The organism is Acidovorax facilis (genome assembly GCF_050626955.1).
Lineage (GTDB): Bacteria > Pseudomonadota > Gammaproteobacteria > Burkholderiales > Burkholderiaceae_C > Acidovorax > Acidovorax facilis.
On record NZ_CP192460.1, the window covers coordinates 4764664 to 4788316 of the forward strand.

Sequence of the window (23653 nt, forward strand, 5' to 3'; positions counted from 1 at the left end):
TTTGTCAACAATCGTGAACGGGGTGACGCCGCTGGGGTGCCGCGCCACTACTTGGTGCGGGGTGGGCGCTTGTCGAGCAGCGGCGCACTCACACCTTGTACCCCCACCAGCCCCAGCACCGTGACCAGCGAGGTCTGGGCGCCCTTCCAGGCATCCGTCAGGTCGATCCACTCCGACAGTGCGTGGAAGCCGCCCGTCTTGCCGCCGCCCCCGATCACGATGGCGGGGATGCCCAGCGACATGGGCACGTTGGCATCGGTGCTCGCGCCGCCCAGCACCGTCTTGCGGCCAAACGCCGTGTTGGCGCGCACGGCCGCTTCCACAATGACCGAATCCGCCGCCGTACGGCCACCGGGCCGGTCGCCGATGAGTTTGGTCGATGCGCTCAGGGTGTTCACACCCCAGCGTGCGTTCTCTTCGGTCACGGCGCTGTCCACGGCGGCCAGCACCTGCTTTTCGGTGGCCAGCATCGGGGCTGTTTCGTCGGAGCGGATGTCCACCGCCATGCGCGCATCCGGCGCGATGGTGTTGACCGATGTGCCGCCGCCCACAGTGCCCACGGTGAACGTGGTCTTGGGGCTCTTGGGCGTGCGGATGTCGGCGATCTTGGCAATGGCGCGGCCCATGCCGTGGATGGCGCTGGGCACCTCGCCAAACGCGGCGTAGCTGTGGCCGCCCGGGCCCTTGAAGGTCACCTCGTGGCGGTGGCTGCCCGTGCCCAGCACCAGCACCGTGCCATCGGGCGCGGGCTCCAGCGCTACCATGCCGTCGATGTCCAGGTGTTCCTTGAAAAGGTGCTTCATGCCGCGCAGGTTGCCCAGCTCTTCCTCGCCCACATTGCCCACGAACACCAGGTCGCCCACGGTGGCGATCTTCTGGTCGTTCAGCACCTTGAGCCACGACAGCAGCACGGCCAGGCCGCGCGTGTTGTCGGAAATGCCGGGCGCATAGAGCTTGCCGTCGCGCTCCTTCACCTTCACGTCGGTGCCGGAGGGGAACACGGTGTCCAGGTGGGCCGAGATGACCAGCTTGGGCCCGTTGCCCGTGCCCTTGCGCACCCCCACCACATTGCCTTCGGCGTCAATGGCGGCATTGGTCAGGCCCAGGGCCTGGAGCCGGGCCAGGAAGGCTTCGGCACGCTTTTGTTCCTTGAACGGCGGCGCCTCGATCTCGGTGAGCATGCGCAGGTCTTCGGTGGCGCGGTCGTGGTCGGCCTTCACGGCGTCGAGCAGCTGCAGGATCTGGGGCGCAGCCATCAGCTGGCCATAGGCCTTGTCGACGGCGGGGCGCAGCACAGTGGGCGTGGGCGCCACGGCGCCGAACTGCGCATGGGCGGCACCGGGCAGCAAGGCGGCGCAGGCGAGGGCCATGGCACCCGCAAGGGCTGTGGCACGGAAGGTATGGAGAGGGAGAGTCATGGTGATCCAGCGAAACACGAACACAAACGGAAGGGGTGACCGGCCGGTCCAGCCATCGTGGATGGAGCCGTGGGCCGGCATGCAGTGCCACGCAATTGTTGGACCGAACCCCGCCCCTGGGCTCTGCTTTAATCTGCCCAGCCGACAGTTTTTCTTACATGCGCAAACACATCCCCAGCACCCGCGCCCTGCTTGTTTTCGATGCCGTGGCACGCCACCACGGCGTGAGCAAGGCCGCCGAAGAACTCTGTCTCACGCACAGCGCCGTGAGCCAGCAGCTGCGCCTGCTGGAGGGCCAGCTGGGCTTGCAGCTCGTGCAGCGCGGCGCACGCGGATCCACGCTCACCGACGTGGGCCGCCGCTACCACGCGCAGATCGTGGGCGACCTGCTGCGGCTGCAGAACCACACGCTCGAAGCCATGGCTCAGCGGCCCGATGGCGCGCGCCTGCTGGTGGGCTGTGTGCCCGTGTTTGCCGAGCGCTGGCTGCTGCCCCGGCTGCCTGCCTTCCTTGCACAGCACAAAGGCTGCAGCCTGCATTTGCAGGTGTACCCTACGCAGATCTACATGGCGGAGATACCGTTCGACGTGGCCGTGCAGTACGACGACGCGGCCTGGCCCGGCGTGGTGCCAGCGCCCCTGATGCCCGAGGTCTGCGTGGCCGTGTGTGCACCGCAGTCGCGCCACCGGCGTGCGACAGAGCGCGGCGATTTTCGGGCCGTGCCGCTGCTGCAGCTCAGCTCGCGCCTGGGGGCGTGGGACGACTGGCTGGCCCGTGCGGGCATCACGCGCATCCCCGGCCACACGTTGGGAGGCCACCGCTTTGATCTGTTCTCGATGCTGGTGGAGGCCGTGCGCGCCGACTTGGGGCTAGGCCTGGTGCCCCGGTATTTTGTGGAGCGCGAACTGCAATCGGGCGAGCTGGTGCTGGCCCACCCGCACCACGACAGCGGTGCGCGGGGCTACAGCCTGTTCGTGGCGCCGGGGCGCCTGGGAGACCGGGCGGTGGCGGCCTTTGCACAGTGGCTGCGCACCACGGTGGCCGCAGAAGGCGCTGTGGCTGAGGTGCCTTCAGACGCTGCTTGAAACGCGCTTGCGCTGCAGACCCAGCCAGGCCAGTGCCAGCCCCGTCACCACAATGGGCACCAGCGAACCGGCGTTCAGCAACGTCCAGCCCTGCGTCGTGACCAGCACGCCCGACGAGAACGCGCTCAGCGCCAGCGTGGCGTACACGCAGAAGTTGATCGCCGCCTGGGCGCGGTCCTTTTCTTCAGGGCGGTAGGCCGTCATGGCCAGTGTGGTGGAGCCGGTGAACAGGAAGTTCCAGCCCACTCCCAGGAAGAACAGCGCAATCCCAAAGTGGTGCAGCTCCACGCCCATCAGCGCCACGGCCACGCAGGCGAAGTTGAGCAACACCCCCGTGCCCATGATGGGCAGCACGCCAAACCGCTTGATGAGGTGGCCGGTGACAAAGCCGGGAGCGAACATGCCGATCACATGCCACTCCAGCACCAGCGCCGAGGCATCAAAGTCAAAGCCACACACCTGCATGGCCAGCGGCGTGGCCGCCATCAGCAGGTTCATCACGCCATAACCCAGCGCCGCGCCCACAATGGCCACGATGAAGGCGGGCTGGCGCATCAGTACAGAAAGGGGGCGCCCTGGCTCGCGTTGGCCCGCAGCGTTGAGCACCACGGGTTGCACTTCGAACCGGATGGCTGCCATGCACAGCATGGACAACAGCGCCACGCCGATCAGTGCGATGTACGCGCCCGCAAACGGCACCGGGAACAAGGTGCGCGTGGCGCTGGCCAGGTTGGGGCCTGCCACGGCGCCCAGCAGGCCACCGGCCAGCACCAACGACACGGCCTTCTCGCGGTAGTCCGGGGCCGCCAGCTCGGCGGCCGCAAAGCGGTACAGGCCACCGTTGGCGCTGTAGTAGCCCGCCACCAGCGTAGCGGTGCACAGCAGCCAGAAGCTGCCGCTGAACGCCGCCCAGGCACACAGCGCGGCCGATGCCACGGCCACGGCCAGCCCGATCTGGAACGACACCTTGCGCCCCCAGTGCGACTGCGTGCGCGCCACCAGCGGGGTGGACAGTGCCCCGCCCACCACGTAGCCCATCACCGGCAGCGTGGCCATCCAGCCAAAGGGCGCCAGCTGCAGGCCCACCAGGCCATTGATAGCAATGAAGACAACGTTGTTGGTGAGGAAAAGGCCTTGGCACAGCGCCAGCAGCCACAGGTTCTTGTTCATGACAGGGCAGCGCCCGGGTTGGGCAAAAGGAAGGAACGAAAAGTGGGACAGCGTAGACGCAAGTCAAGGCCTGGCGGCTATGGGGTGCGCTGCGGAGGCGGGCCACATCAAAACCCGACTGGTTTGCTCCGGAATTGTGCACCGCCGTTGATGAAGATCAGCGGATGCGTGGGGTGTCCTCATTATGGTGGCGCCCAGTGCTGTGGCCCGGCCCGGGGCCCGCGTTTGAATGTTTGTGATGGAACCCCTGAAATCGATGGAGGCGGTGCTGCCTGAAGCTGCAACCCCCGGTCTGGAACTCGTCTGTCCCGCCGGCAGCTTGCCCGCCCTGAAGGCCGCTGTGGACCACGGCGCCAACTGCGTCTACCTGGGCCTGCGCGACGCCACCAATGCGCGCAATTTTGCAGGCCTCAACTTTGACGAGGCCGCCATCGCCAACGGCATTGCCTATGCGCATGGTCGCGGCTGCAAGGTCTTCATGGCGCTCAACACCTACCCGCAGGCGGCCAACCCGGGGCCGTGGCGCAGCGCACTGGACAAGGCGGTGGACCTGGGCGTGGACGCGGTCATCCTGGCCGACCCCGGCCTCATGCACTACGCGGTGCAGCACCATCCCCGGCTGCGCCTGCACCTGTCGGTGCAGGGCTCGGCTACCAACTACGAGGCTATCAACTTATACCGCGAGCAGTTCGGCATCGTGCGCGCCGTGCTGCCGCGCGTGCTCTCGATGGAGCAGGTGCGCCAGGTCATCGATCGCACGCCGGTCGAGATCGAAGTCTTCGGCTTCGGCAGCCTGTGTGTGATGGTCGAGGGGCGCTGCGCGCTGTCGTCGTACGTGACCGGCGAATCGCCCAACACGCACGGCGTGTGCTCTCCGCCCAAGGCCGTGCGCTGGGTGGAGACGCCGCAGGGCCGCGAGTCGCGCCTGAACGGCGTGCTCATCGACCGCTATGCGCCCGGCGAGAACGCGGGCTACCCCACGCTGTGCAAGGGGCGTTTCGATGTGGGGGACGACGAGAACTACTACGCCATCGAAGAGCCCACCAGCCTCAACACGCTGGAGTTGCTGCCCCAGCTGCTCAAGATGGGCGTGCGCGCCATCAAGATCGAAGGCCGCCAGCGCAGCCCCGCGTATGTGGCGCAGGTCACCCAGGTCTGGCGCGAGGCCATGGACCAGTGTCTGGCCCACCCGCACCGCTATGCGCCCAAGACGCGCTGGATGGCCAGCCTGGACCAGGTGGCAGAAGGCCAGCAGCACACGCTGGGTGCCTACCACCGCCCCTGGAAATGAAATGATCAGGCGACAACCCCCTGAGCCGCTGCGCGGCTTCCCCCTTCTCTCTACGCGCTTCGCGCTAGGGGAAGGGGGACAACGCCAGCGCACGACAGCGAAGCGCCGCATACGCGGCTTGGCGGCCCTTGCGCGGCGTCCCCTGGCCTGGATCGCGCCAGATCGAAGGTCGGTGCGCCGCTTTGAATCCGAAATATCACGATGAAACCCCGGAGATCGCCCCATGAAACTCTCTCTCGGCCCGCTGCTGTACTACTGGCCCCGCGACACCGTGTTCGCGTTCTACGAGGCCATGGCCGCAACGCCCGTGGATGTGGTGTACTTGGGCGAAACGGTGTGCTCACGCCGCCATGAGTTGCGCCTGGCCGACTGGCTGGCGCTGGCGCGCATGCTGCGGGACGCGGGCAAGGAGGCGGTCTTGTCCAGCCAGGTGCTCATCGAGTCCAGCGCCGACGTGGGTGTGATGCACAAGATCACGGGCAACGGCGAATTTCTGGTTGAGGCCAATGACATGGGCGCCGTGAGCTGCCTTGCGCGCGCACCCGCCGGGCCGCAGGCCTTTGTGGCCGGGTCGCACCTGAACCTGTACAACGCGCACTCGCTGCAATGGATGGCGCAGCAGGGCGCCACGCGCTGGGTGATGCCGCTTGAAATGTCGCAGGACGCGCTCGCTGCCGTGCTGGCGCAGCGGCCCGCAGGTTTGGAGACAGAGGTGTTTGCTTACGGACGCATGCCGCTGGCCTATTCGGCGCGCTGCTTCACTGCGCGCCACCGCAACCTGCCCAAGGACGACTGCCAGTTCAGCTGCCTTGACCATGCTGACGGACTGCCGCTGCGCACGCGCGAGAGCGAGGGCTTTCTCGTGCTCAACGGCACGCAGACCCAGTCGGCCCGCGTCTACAACCTGGCCAACGAACTGGCGGCGATGCAGGCCCAGGGCGTGGACGTGGTGCGGCTGAGCCCGCAGGCGCAGCACATGCCGCAGGTAATCACCGCGTTTGACGAAGCCCGCCGCGCAGTGGCTACGCAAGAGACTGCTGAAAAGACCCCCGACTTTGTGGAGCGCATGCAGCCCTTCATGCCCGATCTGCCCTGCAACGGCTACTGGTTCGGGCGCCCAGGCCTGGAGCAGGGGCTGCAAGGGGCCGCGGGTGGTGCTGCCGCGCGGCCTGCCATGCATCCATAACGCGAAGCGAATCACCGCATGTACCCCGGAGAACGTTTCAACAGCATCAGCCACCTGGTGGGTGCCCTGCTCGCCACGGCAGGCACGGCCGTGCTCATCACCCTTGCTGCACGCCTGGGCGATCCGTGGAAGGTGGTGGCGTTCAGCATCTACGGCGCCATGCTGGTGGCGCTGTACGCCGCCTCCACCGCGTACCACAGCGTGCGCCGGCGCACCATCAAGGCCGTGCTGCAAAAGCTGGACCACTGCAGCATCTACCTGCTGATTGCGGGCAGCTACACGCCGTTTGCGCTGGTGTCGCTGCGCGGTGCCTGGGGCTGGTCGCTGCTGGGCGTGGTGTGGGGGCTGGCCCTGCTGGGCATTGCGCAGGAGATCTGGTGGGCGCGGGGTGCACGCGTGCTGTCGCTGGTCATCTACGTGCTCATGGGCTGGCTGGCGCTGGTGGCCGTGGTGCCGCTGTGGCAGGCGCTCACGCCAGCCGGGTTTGCCTGGCTGCTGGCGGGCGGGGCCTGCTACACGCTGGGCATCGTCTTTTATGCACTGGACCACCGCGTGCGCCATGGCCACGGCCTGTGGCACCTGTTTGTGCTGGGCGGCAGCGTGTGCCACTTTTTCACCGTGTTTTTTTACGTGGCCTGAGGGCCCGTCTTCTACCAATGGCTGCTTTCCCTTCTTCGCCCACGCCTGCCGCGAACCCACGGCTGGTGCCGCCGCCCGTGGGGGCTTTGTTGGCGCGCCTGCCCGCCTACCCCGGCTCGATGCTGCTGGTGACGGCGCTCAACCTGGCGCTCGCGCGGCACCTGCCCGATGACGTGGGCCGCTTGCTGCTGCACAAGAAGATGCGCGTGCAAGTGCGCGATGCGCGTCTGGCCTTCGACTTTGCCTGGACGGGCCAGCGCTTCGCCCCCCACGCACCGCTGGTGCTGCCGCAGGTGGCCGACGTGACGCTGAGCGCCACAGCCCATGATTTTTTGCTGCTGGCCCAGCGCCAGCAAGACCCGGACACGCTGTTCTTCAGCCGCCGCCTGTCGATGGAGGGCGACACCGAGCTGGGCCTGGTGGTGAAGAACGCGCTCGATGCCATCGAGCTTCCCGTGCTGGACCCGCGCCAGTGGGCGCAGAGGCTGGCGCCGCGCGAGGTGCTGGGCCACCTGCGGCGCCGCCTGGACCCCACACCACGCAACGGAGGATAAGCATGGCCACCAACACCGATCCCCAGAACCACCCCTTGGTCTATTCCTGCTCTGGCTGCTCCAGCGCCGCGCAGCTGGCCAACCACGTGGCGCTGCAGCTCGACCGGCGCGGCGTGGCCGAGATGTCGTGCATCGCCGGGGTGGGCGGCGATGTGCCGCACCTGATGAAGACCGTGCGCTCGGGCCGGCCCATCATCGCGCTCGACGGCTGTCCGCTGGTCTGCGTCAAAAGCACGCTGGCGCGCCACGGCATCGTGGCCGACCGGCATTACCAGCTGCAGCAGTACGGCGTGAAAAAACGCGCGCACGAAGACTTCGACCCCGTGCAGGCCGCGCTGGTGCTGGAGCAGGTGGAGGCCGATCAGCAGGCGCAGCCCTTGGTTCGCTCTGCCGCCATGGAGCCCTCGCATGGCTGATGCTGCCCACCCCCGCCGCATCATCGTCGCGATCTCGGGCGCCAGCGGCGCCGTGTACGGCGCGCGCCTACTGCAGGTGCTGCAGGGCCAAAGCGGCATCGAGACCCACCTGGTCGTCTCCGACGCTGGCTGGCGCAACCTGCAGCACGAGCTGGACATGGACCGCCCCGCCGTTGAGGCCCTGGCCCACCGCGTGCACGACGTGGCCAACGTGGGCGCGGCCATCGCCAGCGGCTCGTTCCAGTGCCATGCCATGGTGGTCGCGCCCTGCTCCATGCGCACGCTGGCTGCCATAGCGCATGGGCTGGCCGACAACCTGCTCACCCGCGCGGCCGACGTGGCCCTCAAGGAGCGCCGCCGCCTGGTGCTGATGGTGCGCGAGTCGCCCCTGCACCTCACGCACCTGCGCAACATGGTGGCCGTGACCGAGATGGGCGGCATCATCTGCCCGCCGCTGCCCGCCTTCTACCTGCGCCCGCAGACCGTGGGCGAGGTGGTGGACTACAGCGTGGCGCGCGTGCTCGACCTCATGGATGTGCCGCACGCCCTGGCGCCCCGGTGGCAGGGTCTGGAGCTGAATGCTCCTTAATTGATAGCTGTTTTCGCTTGTTGGAAAAGCGCTAGCGGCCAATTTCATTCAAATTCTGGACCCGATATGGCCTACCGCGACCTGCGCGACTTCATGGCCCAGCTTGAAGCCACGGGCGACTTGCGTCGCGTGGCGGAGCCCGTCTCGCCCCACCTGGAGATGACTGCGCTCAGCGACCGCGTGCTGCGCGCAGGCGGCCCGGCGCTGCTCTTCACCCTGCCCACGGGCCACCGCATGCCGGTGCTCACCAACCTGTTTGGCACCACAGACCGCGTGGCCCGCGCCATGGGCGTGGCCGACCTGCGCGGCGTGCGCGCCCTGGGCGAACTGCTGGCCACCCTCAAGGAGCCCGAGGCGCCGAAAGGCCTCAAGGACATGCTGGGCATGGGCCAGCTGCTCAAGACCCTTTGGAACATGGCGCCGCACACCGTGGCGCGCGGCGCACCCTGCCAGCAGGAGGTGTGGGAGGGGCCGGACGTTCATCTCGACCGCCTGCCCGTGCAGCACTGCTGGCCCGACGACGTGGCCCCGCTCATCACCTGGGGTCTGACCATCACGCGCGGCCCGCGCAAGGCGCGGCAGAACCTGGGCATCTACCGCCAGCAGGTGCTCTCGCGCAACCAGGTCATCGTGCGCTGGCTGGCCCACCGGGGCGGGGCGCTGGACTTTGCCGACCACTGCGCCACCCACCCGGGCCAGCCCTACCCCGTGGCCGTGGCGCTAGGGGCCGACCCGGCCACGCTGCTGGGGGCTGTCACGCCAGTGCCCGATGCGTTGAGCGAATACCAGTTCGCCGGCCTGCTGCGCGGCGCCCGCACCGAAGTCACGCCCGCTTTGGGCGTGCCCCTGCAGGTGCCCGCCACCGCCGAGATCGTGCTCGAAGGCCACATCCAGCCCGATGCCCATCACGCGAGCGGCTGGCAGCATGCGCTGGAAGGCCCTTACGGCGACCACACCGGCTACTACAACGAATGCGCCGAGTTCCCCGTCCTCACCGTGGACCGCATCACCCTGCGCAAGGACGCGATCTACCACAGCACCTACACGGGCAAACCGCCCGACGAGCCCGCCGTGCTGGGCCTGGCGATGAACGAGCTGTTTATCCCGCTGTTGCAAAAGCAGTTCCCCGAGATCGTGGACTTCTACCTGCCGCCCGAAGGCTGCAGTTACCGCATGGCCGTGGTCAGCATCCGCAAGGCCTACGCCGGCCACGCGCGGCGCGTGATGATGGGCGTGTGGAGCCACCTGCGCCAGTTCATGTACACGAAATTCATCGTGGTGGTGGACGACGACGTGGACGTGCGCGATTGGAAGGATGTGATCTGGGCCATCACCACCCGCATGGACCCGGCGCGCGACACGCTGTTGGTGGAGCACACCCCCATCGACTACCTGGACTTCGCCTCGCCCGTGAGCGGCCTGGGCAGCAAGATGGGGATGGATGCCACGAACAAGTGGCCGGGGGAGACCCAGCGCGAATGGGGCCGCCCCATGGCGATGGACGCCGCCGTGCAGGCGCGCATGGACGGGCTTTTTATGGCGCTGGGCCTGTGACACCACCGCGCACCGCGGCGGTGCAGAGCTCCCCAGTCACGTAGAAGACAAGCACGCCCCGCGTTGTTTGCGACGATGCGCCAGCCCCGGCAAAGAGGGCTCTGCACCGGCATCCCACGGATGCCGGGATGCAGCACCGCGCACACCACAAGGAGACGACAGCAATGCAGCAGCCCGGCAGCATGATGGATCGGCCGTTACTGGTCTCGGCCATCCTCGAGCACGGTGAGAACCAATACGGCGACCAGCAGATCGTCTCGCGCGATACCAATGGCAGCCTGCACCGCTACCGCTTTTCGGACATGGCCCGGCGCGCCCGGCAGCTGGCCAACGCGCTGCAGGCGCTGGGCCTGCGCCCTGGCAGCGTGGTGGGCTCGCTGGCCTGGAACAACCACCGCCACCTGGAGGCGTACTACGCCGTGTCCGGCAGCGGCATGGTCATGCACACCTGCAACCCGCGCCTGCACCCCGAGCAGCTGGCCTACATCGTCAACCACGCCGACGACGAGGTGGTGCTGTTTGACACTACCTTCGCACCACTGGTGCGCGCCATTGCGGGGTCGTGCCCCCGCGTACGGCACTGGGTGGCGCTGTGTGATGCCGACACGCTAGGCAGCATCGACCTGCAAGGGGTGCCCGGGGTCGAGGCCTACGAGACCCTGGTGGCCGGCCAGCATGACCGCTTTGAGTGGCCCGAATGTGATGAAAAGACCGGCGCGGCGCTGTGCTACACATCCGGCACCACCGGCAACCCCAAGGGCGTGCTGTATTCCCACCGGGCGCTGGCGCTCAGTGCCCTGTCGGCCTGCATGCCGGGCGTGCTCAGCATCAGCGCGCGGGAGACCATCCTGCCCGTGGTGCCCATGTTCCACATCAACGCCTGGTGCCTGCCCTATGCGGCCCTGATTGGGGGGGCCAAGCTGGTGCTGCCCGGCCCGCGCCTGGACGCCGCCAGCCTGTACGAGCTGATGGAGACCGAGCGCGTCACCGTCAGCGCGGGCGTGCCCACGATCTGGATGGGCCTCATCCAGCATGTGGAGCAGAACCAGCTGCGCTTTACCACCATGCGGCGCACGGGCGTGGGCGGCTCGGCCATGCCCAAGGCGCTGATTGCCAAGTTCAACGACGTGTACGACGTGGAGGTGCGCCACGGCTGGGGCATGACCGAGACCACGGCCATTGCCACCATGAGCGTGCTGGGCGCGGCCGACGCCGAACTGCCACCCGAGGACCGCCATGCGCTGGTGGCCAAGCAGGGCAAGTCGGTGTTCGGCATCGAACTCAAGCTGGTGGATGAAAACGGCACCACCTTGCCGCGCGATGGCGTTGCGCAGGGCGAGCTGATGGTGCGCGGCCAGTGGATCGTGGACCGGTACCACAAGGCCGAGCGTTCGGCGCTGGCCGATGGCTGGTTCCCCACGGGCGACATCGCCACCATCAGCCCCCAGGGCGTGGTGCAGATCCGCGACCGCACCAAGGACGTGATCAAGTCGGGCGGAGAGTGGATCAGCTCCATCGACCTGGAGAACGCCGCCGTGGCGCATCCGGCGGTGGCCATGGCCGCTGTCATCGGCGTCAAGCACCCCAAGTGGGACGAACGCCCGCTGCTCTTCATCGTGCGCAAGCCCGGTCAGTCGCTCGACAAGGCGCAGATCCTGGACTTCCTCGCAGAGCGTGTTGCCAAGTGGTGGCTGCCCGACGAAGTGCTGTTTGTCGAAAGCCTGCCGCTGGGCGGCACCGGCAAGGTCCAGAAAAACGAGCTGCGGCAACGCCATGGCGCGGTGTTCGGCGGTGAATGAAGCCGCCCCGCATTGACGCCTTTCCCACCCATCCACCCACCCACCTCACGGAGACACCTATGAACATGGTTCCCAGGAAATGGCCTCATCAATGGCTCAAGGCCGGCGCCTGCGCCGCAGCGCTGGTGATGGCGACGCACGCCGGGGCGGCCGAGACGGTAAAGATCGGCTTTATCGATCTGCTGTCCGGCCCCTTTGCGCTCACCGGCCAAAGCTCGCTCAACCAGCTGCGCGAGGTGGTGGCGCAGGTCAATGCCAAGGCCGGGCCCAACGAGCCCAAGTTCGAGGTGATGGACTTTGACAACAAGGGCACGCCGCAGGAGAGCCTGAACGCCCTGAAGGCTGCCACCGACCGGGGCGTGCGCTACATCACCCAAGGGGGTGGATCGGGGGTGGCGCTGGCGCTGGTGGACGGGCTCAACAAGCTCGCCGAGCGCGACCCGGAGCGCGCCACCGTGTACCTGAACTACGCCGCCATGGACCCGCAGCTCACCAACGAGCGCTGCAGCTTTTGGCACTTCCGTTTCTATCCATCGAGCGAGATGAAGATGGAGGCGCTGACCACCTACCTGCAAGGCCGCAAGGACGTGAAGCGCGTGTACCTGCTCAACCAGGACTACACCCACGGCCGCCAGGTCTCCAAGGCCGCCAAGGAATACCTGGCGCGCAAGCGGCCCGACATCGAGATCGTGGGCGACGACTTCATCCCCATCGCGCAGACGCGCGACTTCGCTCCCTATGTGGCCAAGATGGCCGCTGCCAAGGCCGACACGGTCATCACCTCCAACTGGGGCAGCGACCTGACGCTGCTGTTCAAGTCCTCGCGCGACTATGGCCTGAACATCAACTACTTCACGCTCAACGCCAACAACCCCGGCACGCCCGCGCAGATCGGACCCTGGGGCGAGGGCAAGGTCGGGGTGATCTGGAACTGGGTGCACAACGCCCCCACGCCCGAGCTGGAAAAGATCTACGTGGACTACAAGAAGAAGACCGGCGACGACTTTGTGTTTGCCGCGCACTGGAACAGCATGCACATGCTGCGTGAAGCCATGCGCAAAGCCCAGTCCACCGATGCGAAGAAGGTGGCCTTTGCGCTGGAAAATATGACCTACAAGAGCCCCATGGGCGAGGTGCGCATGCGCAAGACCGACCACCAGCTCGAAGCGCCGCTGTACCTGGGCATCTGGGCCAAGCAGGGCAGCAAGGGCGTGAAGTACGACGCGGAGAAGACCGGCTACGGCTTCCGCTCCGAAGTGGCGTGGGACAACTACATCAGCGCCCAGCCCACGTCTTGCCAGATGAAGCGGCCGTCCTGAGTCCCCTACCGCGCCACCGTGCCGCTCACGCGGCGCGGAATCAGCCCAGCAGGCCCTTGGGCACCTTGTCTGCCTTTTTCTCCACCGGGTTGGCCGTGAGCCACTGCGCCGCGTACTGGCGCATGAACTCCTTGGCCTTCTCTGGCCGGGCCGTGAGCCACGCGTCGTAGGCGCCTTCGTTCAGGATGGCGGGCATGCTTTTTTCGCTGCCGGGCTGGCCGTAGCGGTGCAGCAGTGCGTGGTTGTTGGCGTTCACCGTGAGCAGGCAGTAGCTGATGATCACCTCGCCATCGGCCCCCTGCCAGCGCGCCCACAGGCCCGCCACGCCCATGGGCTTGCCGTCCACGCGCGCCACGCGAGTAGGCACGGCCTTGCCGCTGCGCAGGTCGTCTTCGTAAAACGCCACCATGGGCACGATGCAGCGTTGGCCGTTCAGCCACGCGTCGCGGAACGCGGTGCCGGTGGAGGCGGTGTCGGACTTGGCATTGACCAGCTTGGGCGCGCGCAGCTTGGCATCGGATGCCGACTTGACCCAGTGCGGCACCAGGCCCCATTGCGCGGGCACGAGCACGCGTTCCGTGCTGGCGGCGGGTGCGTCTGTGGGCGTGTCTGCCGGAGGGCTGGGTTCGGCGTCGGCCGCCGCTTTGGCCACCACTGGCTGGGCGATGGCGGCTGCCGTGGCCGCATGCACGATGAAGAAGCCGGGCTTGCGTGGCCACAGGTGGCGTTCACCCAGGGCCTGCGGTGGCTCGACCGCAAAGGCCTCGCGGTAGGTGTCGGCGTGGGGCAGGGTTTCGTAATGGGTGCTCATGGGGCGATGGTAGCGTGTGGCGTTGAGGTTTCTTGCATGAAATAGGGCTCTAGCGCTTGTTTGATAAGCGTTAACAGCTATAAAAACAGAAGCATTTTCGAGCCCGCTGTGTCACCCATCCGGCCCGGTCGTGACTTGTATCAAGCCCGTTGTCGCCTGCGTTGTGACGCGCGCTGGCGCTGTTTTCACAATGTCCGCATGGACTTCGCACCTTCTCCTCTGGCCCTTCAATGGCGTGATCGCCTGCTGGCGTTCATGGACCGGTATCTGCTGCCCTACAACCCTGCCTGGCATGCGGCCGTGCTGGCGGGCGACTACCCGCCGCCTTTTGTGGAGGACCTGAAGGCGCTGGCGCGCGAAGAAGGCCTGTGGAACCTGTTCCTGCCCACGCTTGAGGACGACGAGCCCGGCACGCGGCTGTCCAACCTCGACTACGCGCCGCTGGCCGAGGCCATGGGCCGCCTGCCGTGGGCGGCCGAGGTGTTCAACTGCCACGCGCCGGACACCGGCAACATCGAGCTGTTGCACCGCTTTGCCACACCCGCCCAGCGCGCCCGCTGGCTGGTGCCGTTGCTGCACGGCCATATGCGTTCGGCCTTTGCGATGAGCGAGCCCGACGTGGCCTCGTCCGACCCTACCAACCTGCAGACCACGGTGCGGTGCGAGGGTGACCACCTGGTGCTCAGCGGTCGCAAGTGGTTCATCACCGGCGCGGCGCACCCGCATTGCCAGCTGCTCATCGTGCTGTGCCGCAATGCAGGTGATGACCAGACTGACAGCCACCATCGCCACAGCATGGTGCTGGTGCCCGTGGACACGCCGGGTGTGCAGATCGTGCGCAACATCAGTGTGCTGCACCACCATGCGCCCGAGGGGCATTGCGAGATCCTGCTGCAGGGTGTGCGTGTGCCTGCGGACCACCTGCTGGGCGATTGGGGCGCCGGCTTTGCGATGGCGCAGGCGCGCCTGGGCCCCGGCCGTGTGCACCACTGCATGCGCACCATCGGCCAGTGCGAGCTGGCGCTCTCCCTGGCCACCGAGCGGGCGCTGGAGCGCACGGCGTTTGGCAAGCCGCTGGCCGAGCAGGCCAATGTGCAGGAATGGCTGGCCGAGTCGCGCATCGAGATCGACCAGGCGCGCCTGCTGGTGCTGCATGCGGCCTGGCTGCTGGACCAGGGCGACGCTTCGGATGCGCGCACTGTGCGTGCCCAGGTTGCCGCCATCAAGGTGGTGGCCGCGCGCCTGCAGCAGCGCGTGGTGGACCGCGCCATGCAGATCTTTGGCGCCATGGGCCTGTCGCCCGACACGCCGCTGGCGGCGTTCTGGACCTGGGGCCGCGCGCTGCGGCTGATGGATGGGCCCGACGAGGTGCACCTGCGCACTGTGGCGCGGCACGAACTGCGTCAGGCGCGCGAGCAGCTCGGCACCTTAGCAGCCTACTTCACCACCCCGGAGCAGATGCGCGCGCCGCCACGGCTGAGTGCCTGAGCACCTGCACCGGACAGTGAGGCGGGAGTCAGGAGGACGCGGCCGAGGCCCGCGCGGCGCGCGGGCCGGAGGGCGCCACCACAACGCGGTTGCGCCCCAGCGACTTGGCGGTGTACAGCGCCTGGTCGGCGCGCTCCAGCGTCTGCTCCACCATGTCGCCGGGCAGGTGCAGTGCCAGGCCAGCCGATACCGTCATGCGCAGCACGCCGGCAGCGTGCGGAATCTCCATCGCGGCCACGGCCTGGCGCACGCGCTCCAGCAGGTCGCGGGCATCGTCCATCTGGGTGTCGGACAGCAGCAGCACAAACTCTTCGCCACCCCAGCGGGCCAGCACATCGGTGTCGCGCACGCTGGCCCGCACGATGCCCGCAAAGGCCTGCAGCGCCCGGTCGCCCGTGGCGTGGCCATGGGTGTCGTTGACGCGCTTGAAGTGGTCAATGTCCAGCTGGGCCAGCAGCAGGGGGCGGCCGTTGCGCAGGTTGCGGCGGCGTTCCAGCTCCATCAGGTCCTGCATGGCGCGGCGGTTGGGCAGGGCGGTCAGCTCGTCGCGGGTGGCCAGATCGCGGTTGACGGCGAGCGCCTGGGCCAGCGCCTCGCGCTGCTCCTGCAGCCGTGCGCGGATGCGCTGGATGCGCAGGTTCAGCGCAATGCTGCCCCCCAGCACGATCAGCACCATGAGCGCATAGGCGGTATCCAGGTAGCCAAACGGGCTGGCGTTAAAACGCGTGGTGGCCGCCACCGCACAGCCGAAGGCCAGCAGTGCATACACGCCGATGCCGATCACCTCGGCCACGGTCAGGCCAAAGGTGCCAAAGAACAGGATCATGGCCAGCACGGCGGGCACCACGCCCCGCGCATCGCCCGCCAGCACATAAGCCACGGCGCCGCTGGTGATGGTCCAGACCATCTGGGGCACGGTGAGTGAGGGGTCGCTGAGCCGCGCGGTCTCGCCCGAACGGATGAACGCGGTCATCACCACCATCCCGCCGACCGAGATGGCGGCCCACCATTGCACGGCAACGGCGTTCACTGCGCTGCTCGCCGTTGCCACCATCAGCATGACGCCCGCACTGCTGGTCATGAGCACCAGCGCGAGCAACGCCATGGCCACCAGCGTGCGCCGCCGACGGTCGGTGGAGAGAACCACGTCCCGAATGCGGTGCCAGCGGGAAGGTGTGCGCAAGGTGGGTGCTCCTGCCCGGGCGGTCGGGTGGCGTGTGGATGGGTGGGGCTGCGCTGCGGCGTGCAACGGGGCCTGGCCGTGCGCTTTTCATTCTAGGAGGGTCATCGCCCGGCGTACAGCCCTGCCCAGGCGCGGCCTGGGGTTTCGCCGAAGGTCCCTGACCCCGTTAAGGATGTCCTGCATAACCCTCGCGAGGCGGTGGTAGTGCGGATCGGGATGGGGCGCAAGGCGTCTTTTGGCAGCCAATAGCCTGGCTATTGGCAAGAAAAGCAACGCAGCGAACCGCCCGAGGCCGCGCTATCACAGACCGCAGGGAGTTATGCAGGTCATCCTTAAAGAAGGGTGAGTGCCGCCAAGGCGGCCAGCGGTGCGGTCTCGGCGCGCAGCACACGGGGGCCCAGCGTGACCGGGGCAAAGCTGTGTTGCAGTGCCAGGTCTTCCTCGGTGCTGGAGAGCCCGCCTTCGGGGCCGGAGAGAAACACCACGGGCCCATCCGGGCCCGCCGCCGTGTGCAGCGGCGCCGTGCCCGCGCGCAGCGACAGCAGCAGGCGCTGCACTGTGGTGGCCTGGGCCTGGGCGCGTACCCAGCCGGCCAGGTCCACGGCGTTGTGCACCACGGGCACGCGGTTGCGGCCGCACTGCTCGCAGGCGGCCACGGCCACGGCCTGCCAGTGGGCGATTTTTTTCTCGGCCCGCTCGCCCTTGAGCTTGAGCACGCTGCGCTCGGCCACCAGGGGCGTGATGCTCGCCACGCCCAGCTCGGTGGCTTTCTCCACCAGCCAGTCCATGCGTTCGTTGGCGGTGATACCGGCCAGCAGGTGCACGGCGCGCGGGGCTTCACGTTCGGTGGCATGGTGGGCGCCCACCACCACGCGCACATCGCTGCGGCCCATCTTCAGTATCGTGGCGTCGAATTCGCCGCCCGGGTCGCCCTCGGCTTGCCCGCCGTGGAACAGCGTGATGGTGTCGCCCGGTTGCAGGCGCAGCACCTGTACGTGGCGCGCAGCGCCGGTGGGCAGGTCTAGCTCGGCGCCGGTGGCCAGAAGGGCCGGGCAATGGAAACGGGGCATTTGCTACTTAATTTATAGCTACTTGCGCTTGATTGATAAGCGCTAGAGCCTAATTTTATTCTGTTTTACTGCGTGCGCCCAGTCGCGCCGCTACATCCGGCCGTAGGCAAAGCCCACCACCGGCTCGGTGCCTTCGATCTGGTCGAGCATCTTGAGCAGCGGCCCCAGCTGCCGGTAGCGGTTGGCCGTGGCGCGGATGTAGGCCATGAAACGCGGCGCATCGGCCAGGTACTTGGGCTTGCCGTCGCGCAGGGTCAGGCGCGCAAAGATTCCGGCGACCTTGAGGTGGCGCTGCAGGCCCATCCATTCCACGGCACGGTAGAACTCGCCGAAGTCATCGCCCCAGCCGCTGGCGCTGCGGGCCCCCAGCAGTCCGGCCTTGCGCGCCTTCTCCCAGTAACGCACGGTAATGTCAATAACGAATTCTTCTTCCCAGCTGATGAACGCATCGCGCAGCAGGCTGGCGATGTCGTAGGTGATGGGGCCGTAGACGGCGTCCTGGAAGTCCAGCACCCCCAGGGGCGCGCCCTGTTCGGTGGGGGCCATCAGGTTCCGGGTCATGAAATCGCGGTGCACATAGACCTGGGGAGCGGCCAGATTGTGGGCCACGATGGCATCAAAGGCGCTGGCCAGCGTGGCCTGCTGCTTGTCGTCCAGCGTGATGCTGCGGTGCCTGGCCAGGTACCAATCGGGGAACAGCGCCAGTTCGCGGCGCAGCAGCGCCTCGTCATAGGCCGGCAGCACGCCGGGCTGGGAGGCTTTTTGCCAGTCCAGCAGCACGTCGGTGGCCTGCTGGTACCAGGCGTAGGCGTCCTGGGGCTTTTCGGGGTTCAGCAGCTCGATCAGCGACTGGTGGCCCAGGTCGGACAGCAGCATGAAGCCGGTCGGTTCATCGAACGCAAGGATCTCGGGCACGTTCAAACCGGCGGCGGCCATCAGGCCCTGCACCTGCACGAAGGGCTTGCAGTTTTCCTTGTCCGGCGGCGCATCCATCACGATGCGGCTGGCACCCGTGGTGCTGTCGATGCGCAGGTAGCGGCGGAAGCTGGCATCGGCAGAGGCGGGGCGCAGCGTGGCGGGCAGTAGCTGGTGCGGGCCCACCAGGGGCGCCAGCCAGGCCTCGAAGGCTGTCTGGCGGGCCGCGTCGGGCCAGGCGACGGTGGAAGTTGCGGGGGTTGCCACGGCCGTGCCCGGGGGCGGGCAGGCGGGAGAAGGGGAAGATGGGTGGCTCATGGATAATCCGATTTTACAAACCCGCTCCCCCCAGGCTCTGAGGTGGGCGGGTTCCTCCTTCTTTGATCCGCCCCTGCCCACCGCCCCACGTGCCACGCTGCAAGCCCCCCACCGTGCAGACATCCTCCCTCCGGCCCCGGCCCGCCAAGGCGAAGCCCGAGCGGCTGCGCGCTCCCGTACCCCGGGCCCTGGCTTATGGCGTGGCGCTGGCCTGGTGCGGTCTGCCGCTCTCCGTGCTGGCGCAGGCGTCTGACGCCGCCCCGCCTGCCAGCGCCTGGGATGCACCCCCTGCGCTGCGCACCTCGCCCCTGCTTCAGGAAAAGATTCCCGAGGCGGTCCGGCCCCAGCTCCCCGTTTTTGTGACGGGGGACCGGATCAGCGGCCAGACCGACCTGAACGCCGTCATCGAAGGCAATGCCGAATTGCGCCGGGGCGACACCGTGATCCGTGCCGACCGCCTGGACTACAACGTGCCCGAAGACCTGGCCAAGGCCAACGGCAAGGTGCGCATCAACCGCGCGGGCAACGTGTACGAAGGCACGGCGCTGGAGCTGCGGGTGGATGCCTTTGAGGGATTCTTCAGCGACGCCCGCTACCAATTTTTGGCCACCCAGGCGCACGGCGACGCCACGCGCGTGGATTTCATCGACCGCGACCGTGCCGTGGTGCACAACGCCACCTACACCACCTGCGAGCGCGGCAATGAAGAAAGCTGGCAGCCCGACTGGGTGCTGCGCGCCGCCACCATTCGCATCGACAACGAGGAAGAGGTCGGCACCGCCGAAGACGCGGTGCTGGAGTTCAAGGGCGTCTCTGTGCTGCCCATTCCGTACATCACCTTCCCGCTGTCGGACAAGCGCAAGTCCGGCCTGCTGCCGCCCACCATCGGGCTGGACAGCCGCGACGGGGTGGCGTACATCCAGCCCTACTACTGGAACATCGCACCCAACCGCGACGCCACGCTGCGCGCGGCACTCATGACCAAGCGCGGCGCCAACTTGGGGGGCGAGTTCCGCTACCTGGAGCCCACTTACACCGGCCAGATCAGTGCCGATGTGATGCCCACCGACCGCCTGCGCGACCGCATGCGCTGGAGCTTTTCGGGCCAGCACCAAGGCGCCTTTGACACGCCGATGGGCGGGCTGGGGCTCAATCTGAACGTCAACCGCGTGAGCGACGACAACTACTGGCGCGACTTTGGCCGGGCGTCCGACCTGCTGCGCCAGCGCCTGCTGCCGGGCGACGCCACGCTGTCGTGGGCGCGCAATGACATGTCCGCCAGCGTGCGCACCCTCAAGTGGCAGACCTTGCAGGACGTGACCTCCCCCATCGTGCCGCCGTATGACCGGCTGCCCCAGTTGCAGTGGCGCTATGCACCGTCGCAGTTGGGTGGCGGGCTCGATGCCAGCGTGGAGCTGGACACCACCCGCTTCCAGGCCGCCCGCGAGCTGACAGGCCAGCCCAATGCCAACCGCAGCTATGCGATGGCGCAGATCAGCCGGCCGTTTCTGGCGCCCGGTGGCTTCGTGACCCCGCGCCTGCAATTGCACGCCACGCAGTACCAGTTTGACTCGGCGCTGTCCAACGGGCAGCGTTCAGCCAACCGCACCCTGCCCACCTTCAGCCTGGACAGCGGGCTGGTGTTCGAACGCGATGCCGCTTACTTTGGCCGCGCCTTTTTGCAGACGCTGGAGCCGCGCGCGTTCTACACCTACACGCCTTACCGTGACCAGAGCATGCTGCCCGTGTACGACACGGCGGCCAATGATTTCAACTTCGCCACCATCTACACCGAGAACGCTTTCGGGGGTAACGACCGGCTGGCAGACAACAACCTGCTCACCTTGGGCGTGACCACCCGGCTACTGGACCCGAACACGGGCGCCGAGGCCGCACGCTTTGGCATTGCCCAGCGGCTGCGGTTCTCGGACCAGAAGGTCACCTTGCCCGGCGGTACCCCCGTGAGCGAGCGCCTGTCGGACCTGTTGCTAGGCGCGGGTATCAGCTGGACGCCCCAGTGGGGCTTTGACTCCACCGTGCAGTACAACCCCAAGACGGGGCGCTCCATCCGCTCGACCATCGGCGCGCGCTACAGCCCCGGCAATTACCGCACCGTGAGCGCGGCCTACCGCCTGCAGCGTGGCACCAGCGAGCAGATCGACATCGGCTGGCAGTGGCCGCTGAACGACCTGTGGGGCGACAAGGGCAAAGACCTGGGCGCAGGCCGTGGCCAGGGCGGCGGGCGCTGGTACAGCGTAGGCCGCCTGAACTACAGCCTGCAGGACCGCAAGCTGGTGGACACCGTGGTCGGCCTGGAGTACGACAGCTGCTGCTGGATTGGCCGTGTGGTGCTGGAGCGCCTGCAAAGCAGCGTGACCACCTCCAACACTCGCCTGCTGTTCCAGATCGAGTTCGTCGGCTTCTCGCGCCTGAGCCTGGGCTCCAGCCCCCTGGACACCTTCAAGCAGAATGTGCCGCGTTACCAGAACCTGCGCGAGCAGGTCACAACGCCCAGCCGTTTCAGCAACTACGACTAACGCCCAACGCTCCTACGCTTAACGCCATGAATCACCGTGTCATTGCACTGGCCATTGCCACCCTGGCTTCCCTGCTCTCCCAGGGCGCCCTGGCCCAAGGGCTGCGCCCTTCCGGCGCACCGTCGGGCAAAGGGCTGACGGCGCGCCCGGCGGCCGCACCATCGATCACGCTGCCTGCAGAAACGGCAAGTGGTAGCAGCAGCTCGGCACCCCGGCAGGCGGATTTCATTGTCGCCGTGGTCAATTCCGAGCCCGTGACCAACAACGAGGTCCGCGCGCGCCTGGCCCGCGCCGAAGCCCAGCTGGCCCAGCAAGGGGGCGCCATGCCGCCCCGGGAGCTGCTGGCGCGCGAGGTGCTGGAGCGCATCATCCTGGAGCGCGCACAGCTGCAGCAAGCCAAGGAGTCGGGCCTCAAGGTGGATGACTACGCCGTGTCGCAGGCCGAACAGGGCGTGGCCCGCCAGAACAACATGTCGGTCGATGACCTCTACCGCCGCCTGGCGCGGGACGGCATGGGCAAGGAGCGCTTCCGCGAGGAATTGCGCAACCAGTTGCTGCTGCAGCGCCTGCGCGAGCGCGAGGTGGAGGCGCGCGTGAAAGTCACCGACCTGGACATCGACCAGTACCTGCGCGAGCAGCAAAAGGGCAACGACGTCGCTTCGATGGAGATCAACCTGGGCCATGTGCTGGTGCTGGTGCCCGAGAACGCGAGCCCCGTGCAGGTGGCCGAGCGGCAGGCACGCGCCCAGCGCGCGGCCGACAAGGTGCGCGCGGGGGAAGACTTTGCGGCCGTGGCCCGCGAGTTTTCGGATGCGCCCGAGGGACAGCGCGCGGGCGGCCAACTGGGCATGCGCCCGGCCGACCGGTATCCCGAGCTGTTTGTGAACTCCACGCTGGGCCTGCCTGTGGGCAGCATCGTCGGGCCCGTGCGCTCGCCAGCGGGCTTCCACGTGCTCAAGGTGATCGAGCGAGTCACGGCTGGCGTGCCCACCACGGTGGTGCAAAACCATGCCCGCCACATCCTGCTGCGCACGGGGCCGCAACTTTCCGAAAGCGCCGCCGCCGCTCGCCTGGCCGACTACCGCCGCCGTGTGCAGATGGGGCAGGCCGATTTTGCGGCACTGGCCCGCGAGCACTCGCAGGACGGTAGCTCCAAGGAAGGTGGCGACTTGGGCTGGGCCACCCCCGGCCGCTATGTGCCTGAGTTCGAGCAGGCCCTGAACGCCCTCAAGCCCGGCGACATCAGCGAACCCGTGGTTTCGCGTTTCGGCGTGCACCTGATCCAGCTGCTGGAGCGCCGCGAGGCCAAGCTCACCCAGCGCGAGCAGCGCGACATGGCGCGCGACACCGTGCGCGAGAAGAAACTGGACGAGGCCTACGCCACCTGGGCGCAGGAGCTGCGCGGACGCGCGTATGTCGAATACCGCGACCCACCGCAGTGACCGATCGATGATCAGACAGGTAAGCACGCGTTGAAACACATCCCCCGCAAGCGCTTCGGACAGCATTTTCTGTCCGACAAGGGCATCATCGAAGATATCGTGCAGGCCATTGCGCCCCAGCCAGGCCAGCCCATGGTTGAGATCGGTCCGGGCCTCGCGGCGCTGACCCAGCCCCTGGTCGAGCGCCTGGGGCGCCTCACGGTCATCGAGCTGGACCGCGATCTGGCCTTGCGCCTGCGGCTGCACGGCCAGCTGGAAGTGATCGAGTCCGACGTGCTCAAGGTGGACTTCAGCGCGCTGGCACTGGCCATGCGCGAGAAAGCCGCGTTGCCCGACCTCAAGCTGCGCGTGGTGGGCAACCTGCCCTACAACATCTCCACGCCCATCCTGTTTCACCTGCTGGCCCATGTGCAGGTCATTGAAGACCAGCACTTCATGCTGCAAAAGGAAGTGATCGACCGCATGGTGGCCAAGCCCGCCACCAGCGACTATGGGCGCCTGTCAGTCATGCTGCAGTGGCGCTACGCCATGGAAAACGTGCTGTTCGTGCCGCCTGAGAGCTTTGACCCACCCCCACGCGTGGACAGCGCCGTCGTGCGCATGGTGCCGCACGCAGAGCCTGCGCCTTTGTCGGTGCCCCTGCTGGAAGAACTGGTGCAGGTCGCCTTCAGCCAGCGCCGCAAGCTGCTGCGCCACACCCTGGGCCGCTGGCTCGAAGCGCGCCAGTTCGCTGGCACCTTCGACACCCAGCGCCGCGCCGAGGAAGTGCCCGTGGCCGAATACGTGGCGCTGGCGCAGGTTTGCTCTTGAATTGATAGCTGTTGGCGCTTGATGGGCGCGCGCAAGGCGCCATTTTTGCCGTAGATGCG

General features: G+C 67.5%; 20 protein-coding genes. 14 read left to right on the forward strand and 6 right to left on the reverse strand.

The features are described 5' to 3' along the window. Positions 1 to 47: 47 nt before the first annotated feature. A complete protein-coding gene (locus ACQ4MJ_RS21860; protein WP_431151286.1) occupies positions 48 to 1418 on the reverse strand; it encodes a M20/M25/M40 family metallo-hydrolase in 1371 nt (456 codons plus the stop codon). A gap of 158 nt (positions 1419 to 1576) precedes the next feature. Here ACQ4MJ_RS21860 and ACQ4MJ_RS21865 point away from each other — a divergent pair, with 158 nt between their 5' ends. Further along, a complete protein-coding gene (locus ACQ4MJ_RS21865) occupies positions 1577 to 2503 on the forward strand; it encodes a LysR family transcriptional regulator (RefSeq protein WP_431151285.1) in 927 nt (308 codons plus the stop codon). On the opposite strand, the gene ACQ4MJ_RS21870 is transcribed toward ACQ4MJ_RS21865, so the two are convergent. Continuing rightward, the gene (locus ACQ4MJ_RS21870) at positions 2489 to 3673 is read right to left on the reverse strand and encodes an MFS transporter (RefSeq protein WP_431151284.1); all 1185 of its coding nucleotides are present in this window, start codon (positions 3671 to 3673) and stop codon (positions 2489 to 2491) included. The two genes, ACQ4MJ_RS21865 and ACQ4MJ_RS21870, sit on opposite strands and share 15 nt — an antisense overlap. Before the next feature lie 256 nt (positions 3674 to 3929). Between ACQ4MJ_RS21870 and ubiU the strand changes: the two genes are divergently transcribed. The 9 genes from ubiU to ACQ4MJ_RS21915 all read left to right on the forward strand — a co-directional run bounded on the left by ubiU (position 3930) and on the right by ACQ4MJ_RS21915 (position 13020). Then, complete coding sequence (gene ubiU, locus ACQ4MJ_RS21875) at positions 3930 to 4964, forward strand: ubiquinone anaerobic biosynthesis protein UbiU (protein ID WP_431153158.1); 1035 nt, start codon at positions 3930 to 3932, stop codon at positions 4962 to 4964. A gap of 223 nt (positions 4965 to 5187) precedes the next feature. Beyond that, entirely contained in the window at positions 5188 to 6150 is a 963-nt protein-coding gene (locus ACQ4MJ_RS21880; RefSeq protein WP_431151283.1) for a U32 family peptidase, read from the forward strand. Between the two features lie 18 nt (positions 6151 to 6168). Next, positions 6169 to 6789, forward strand: coding sequence for a PAQR family membrane homeostasis protein TrhA (trhA, locus tag ACQ4MJ_RS21885; RefSeq protein ID WP_056056758.1), 621 nt, complete (start codon positions 6169 to 6171; stop codon positions 6787 to 6789). A 17-nt stretch (positions 6790 to 6806) separates the two neighbouring features. Then, positions 6807 to 7343, forward strand: coding sequence for a ubiquinone anaerobic biosynthesis accessory factor UbiT (ubiT, locus tag ACQ4MJ_RS21890; protein ID WP_431151282.1), 537 nt, complete (start codon positions 6807 to 6809; stop codon positions 7341 to 7343). 2 nt (positions 7344 to 7345) lie between these two features. Continuing rightward, on the forward strand, positions 7346 to 7759 hold the full coding sequence (locus ACQ4MJ_RS21895) for a putative zinc-binding protein (RefSeq protein ID WP_431151281.1): 414 nt from the start codon (positions 7346 to 7348) through the stop codon (positions 7757 to 7759). Continuing rightward, a complete protein-coding gene (locus ACQ4MJ_RS21900; RefSeq protein ID WP_431151280.1) occupies positions 7752 to 8348 on the forward strand; it encodes a UbiX family flavin prenyltransferase in 597 nt (198 codons plus the stop codon). Before ACQ4MJ_RS21895 ends, ACQ4MJ_RS21900 begins: the two co-directional genes overlap by 8 nt. A 66-nt stretch (positions 8349 to 8414) precedes the next feature. Continuing rightward, positions 8415 to 9902, forward strand: coding sequence for a 4-hydroxy-3-polyprenylbenzoate decarboxylase (gene ubiD / locus ACQ4MJ_RS21905; RefSeq protein WP_431151279.1), 1488 nt, complete (start codon positions 8415 to 8417; stop codon positions 9900 to 9902). A gap of 164 nt (positions 9903 to 10066) precedes the next feature. Next, positions 10067 to 11701, forward strand: coding sequence for a long-chain-fatty-acid--CoA ligase (locus ACQ4MJ_RS21910; RefSeq protein ID WP_431153156.1), 1635 nt, complete (start codon positions 10067 to 10069; stop codon positions 11699 to 11701). 59 nt (positions 11702 to 11760) lie between these two features. Next, positions 11761 to 13020, forward strand: coding sequence for a branched-chain amino acid ABC transporter substrate-binding protein (locus ACQ4MJ_RS21915; RefSeq protein ID WP_431151278.1), 1260 nt, complete (start codon positions 11761 to 11763; stop codon positions 13018 to 13020). Positions 13021 to 13060: 40 nt separating this feature from the next. Here ACQ4MJ_RS21915 and ACQ4MJ_RS21920 read toward each other — a convergent pair whose 3' ends face one another. Then, positions 13061 to 13831 carry an SOS response-associated peptidase gene (locus tag ACQ4MJ_RS21920; RefSeq protein WP_055395818.1) on the reverse strand — a complete coding sequence of 257 codons (771 nt, stop codon included), beginning with the start codon at positions 13829 to 13831 and terminating at the stop codon, positions 13061 to 13063. A gap of 198 nt (positions 13832 to 14029) precedes the next feature. Between ACQ4MJ_RS21920 and ACQ4MJ_RS21925 the strand changes: the two genes are divergently transcribed. Continuing rightward, positions 14030 to 15319, forward strand: coding sequence for an acyl-CoA dehydrogenase family protein (locus tag ACQ4MJ_RS21925; protein ID WP_431151277.1), 1290 nt, complete (start codon positions 14030 to 14032; stop codon positions 15317 to 15319). Positions 15320 to 15347: 28 nt separating this feature from the next. Here ACQ4MJ_RS21925 and ACQ4MJ_RS21930 read toward each other — a convergent pair whose 3' ends face one another. From ACQ4MJ_RS21930 to ACQ4MJ_RS21940, 3 genes are all read right to left on the reverse strand, one after another. After that, positions 15348 to 16502, reverse strand: a complete 1155-nt coding sequence (locus ACQ4MJ_RS21930; RefSeq protein WP_228897118.1) for a diguanylate cyclase — start codon at positions 16500 to 16502, stop codon at positions 15348 to 15350. Between the two features lie 332 nt (positions 16503 to 16834). Then, on the reverse strand, positions 16835 to 17572 hold the full coding sequence (locus ACQ4MJ_RS21935) for a 16S rRNA (uracil(1498)-N(3))-methyltransferase (protein ID WP_431151276.1): 738 nt from the start codon (positions 17570 to 17572) through the stop codon (positions 16835 to 16837). Between the two features lie 90 nt (positions 17573 to 17662). Continuing rightward, positions 17663 to 18805 carry an aminoglycoside phosphotransferase family protein gene (locus ACQ4MJ_RS21940; protein WP_431151275.1) on the reverse strand — a complete coding sequence of 381 codons (1143 nt, stop codon included), beginning with the start codon at positions 18803 to 18805 and terminating at the stop codon, positions 17663 to 17665. A 164-nt stretch (positions 18806 to 18969) separates the two neighbouring features. Here ACQ4MJ_RS21940 and ACQ4MJ_RS21945 point away from each other — a divergent pair, with 164 nt between their 5' ends. Genes ACQ4MJ_RS21945 through rsmA form a run of 3 tightly spaced genes read left to right on the forward strand, consistent with a single transcriptional unit; the run spans position 18970 to position 23594 of the window. After that, positions 18970 to 21342 carry an LPS-assembly protein LptD gene (locus ACQ4MJ_RS21945; protein WP_431153155.1) on the forward strand — a complete coding sequence of 791 codons (2373 nt, stop codon included), beginning with the start codon at positions 18970 to 18972 and terminating at the stop codon, positions 21340 to 21342. A 26-nt stretch (positions 21343 to 21368) separates the two neighbouring features. Next, positions 21369 to 22784, forward strand: coding sequence for a peptidylprolyl isomerase (locus ACQ4MJ_RS21950; protein ID WP_121508114.1), 1416 nt, complete (start codon positions 21369 to 21371; stop codon positions 22782 to 22784). Positions 22785 to 22814: 30 nt separating this feature from the next. Further along, on the forward strand, positions 22815 to 23594 hold the full coding sequence (gene rsmA, locus ACQ4MJ_RS21955; protein ID WP_431151274.1) for a 16S rRNA (adenine(1518)-N(6)/adenine(1519)-N(6))-dimethyltransferase RsmA: 780 nt from the start codon (positions 22815 to 22817) through the stop codon (positions 23592 to 23594). Positions 23595 to 23653: the final 59 nt, after the last annotated feature.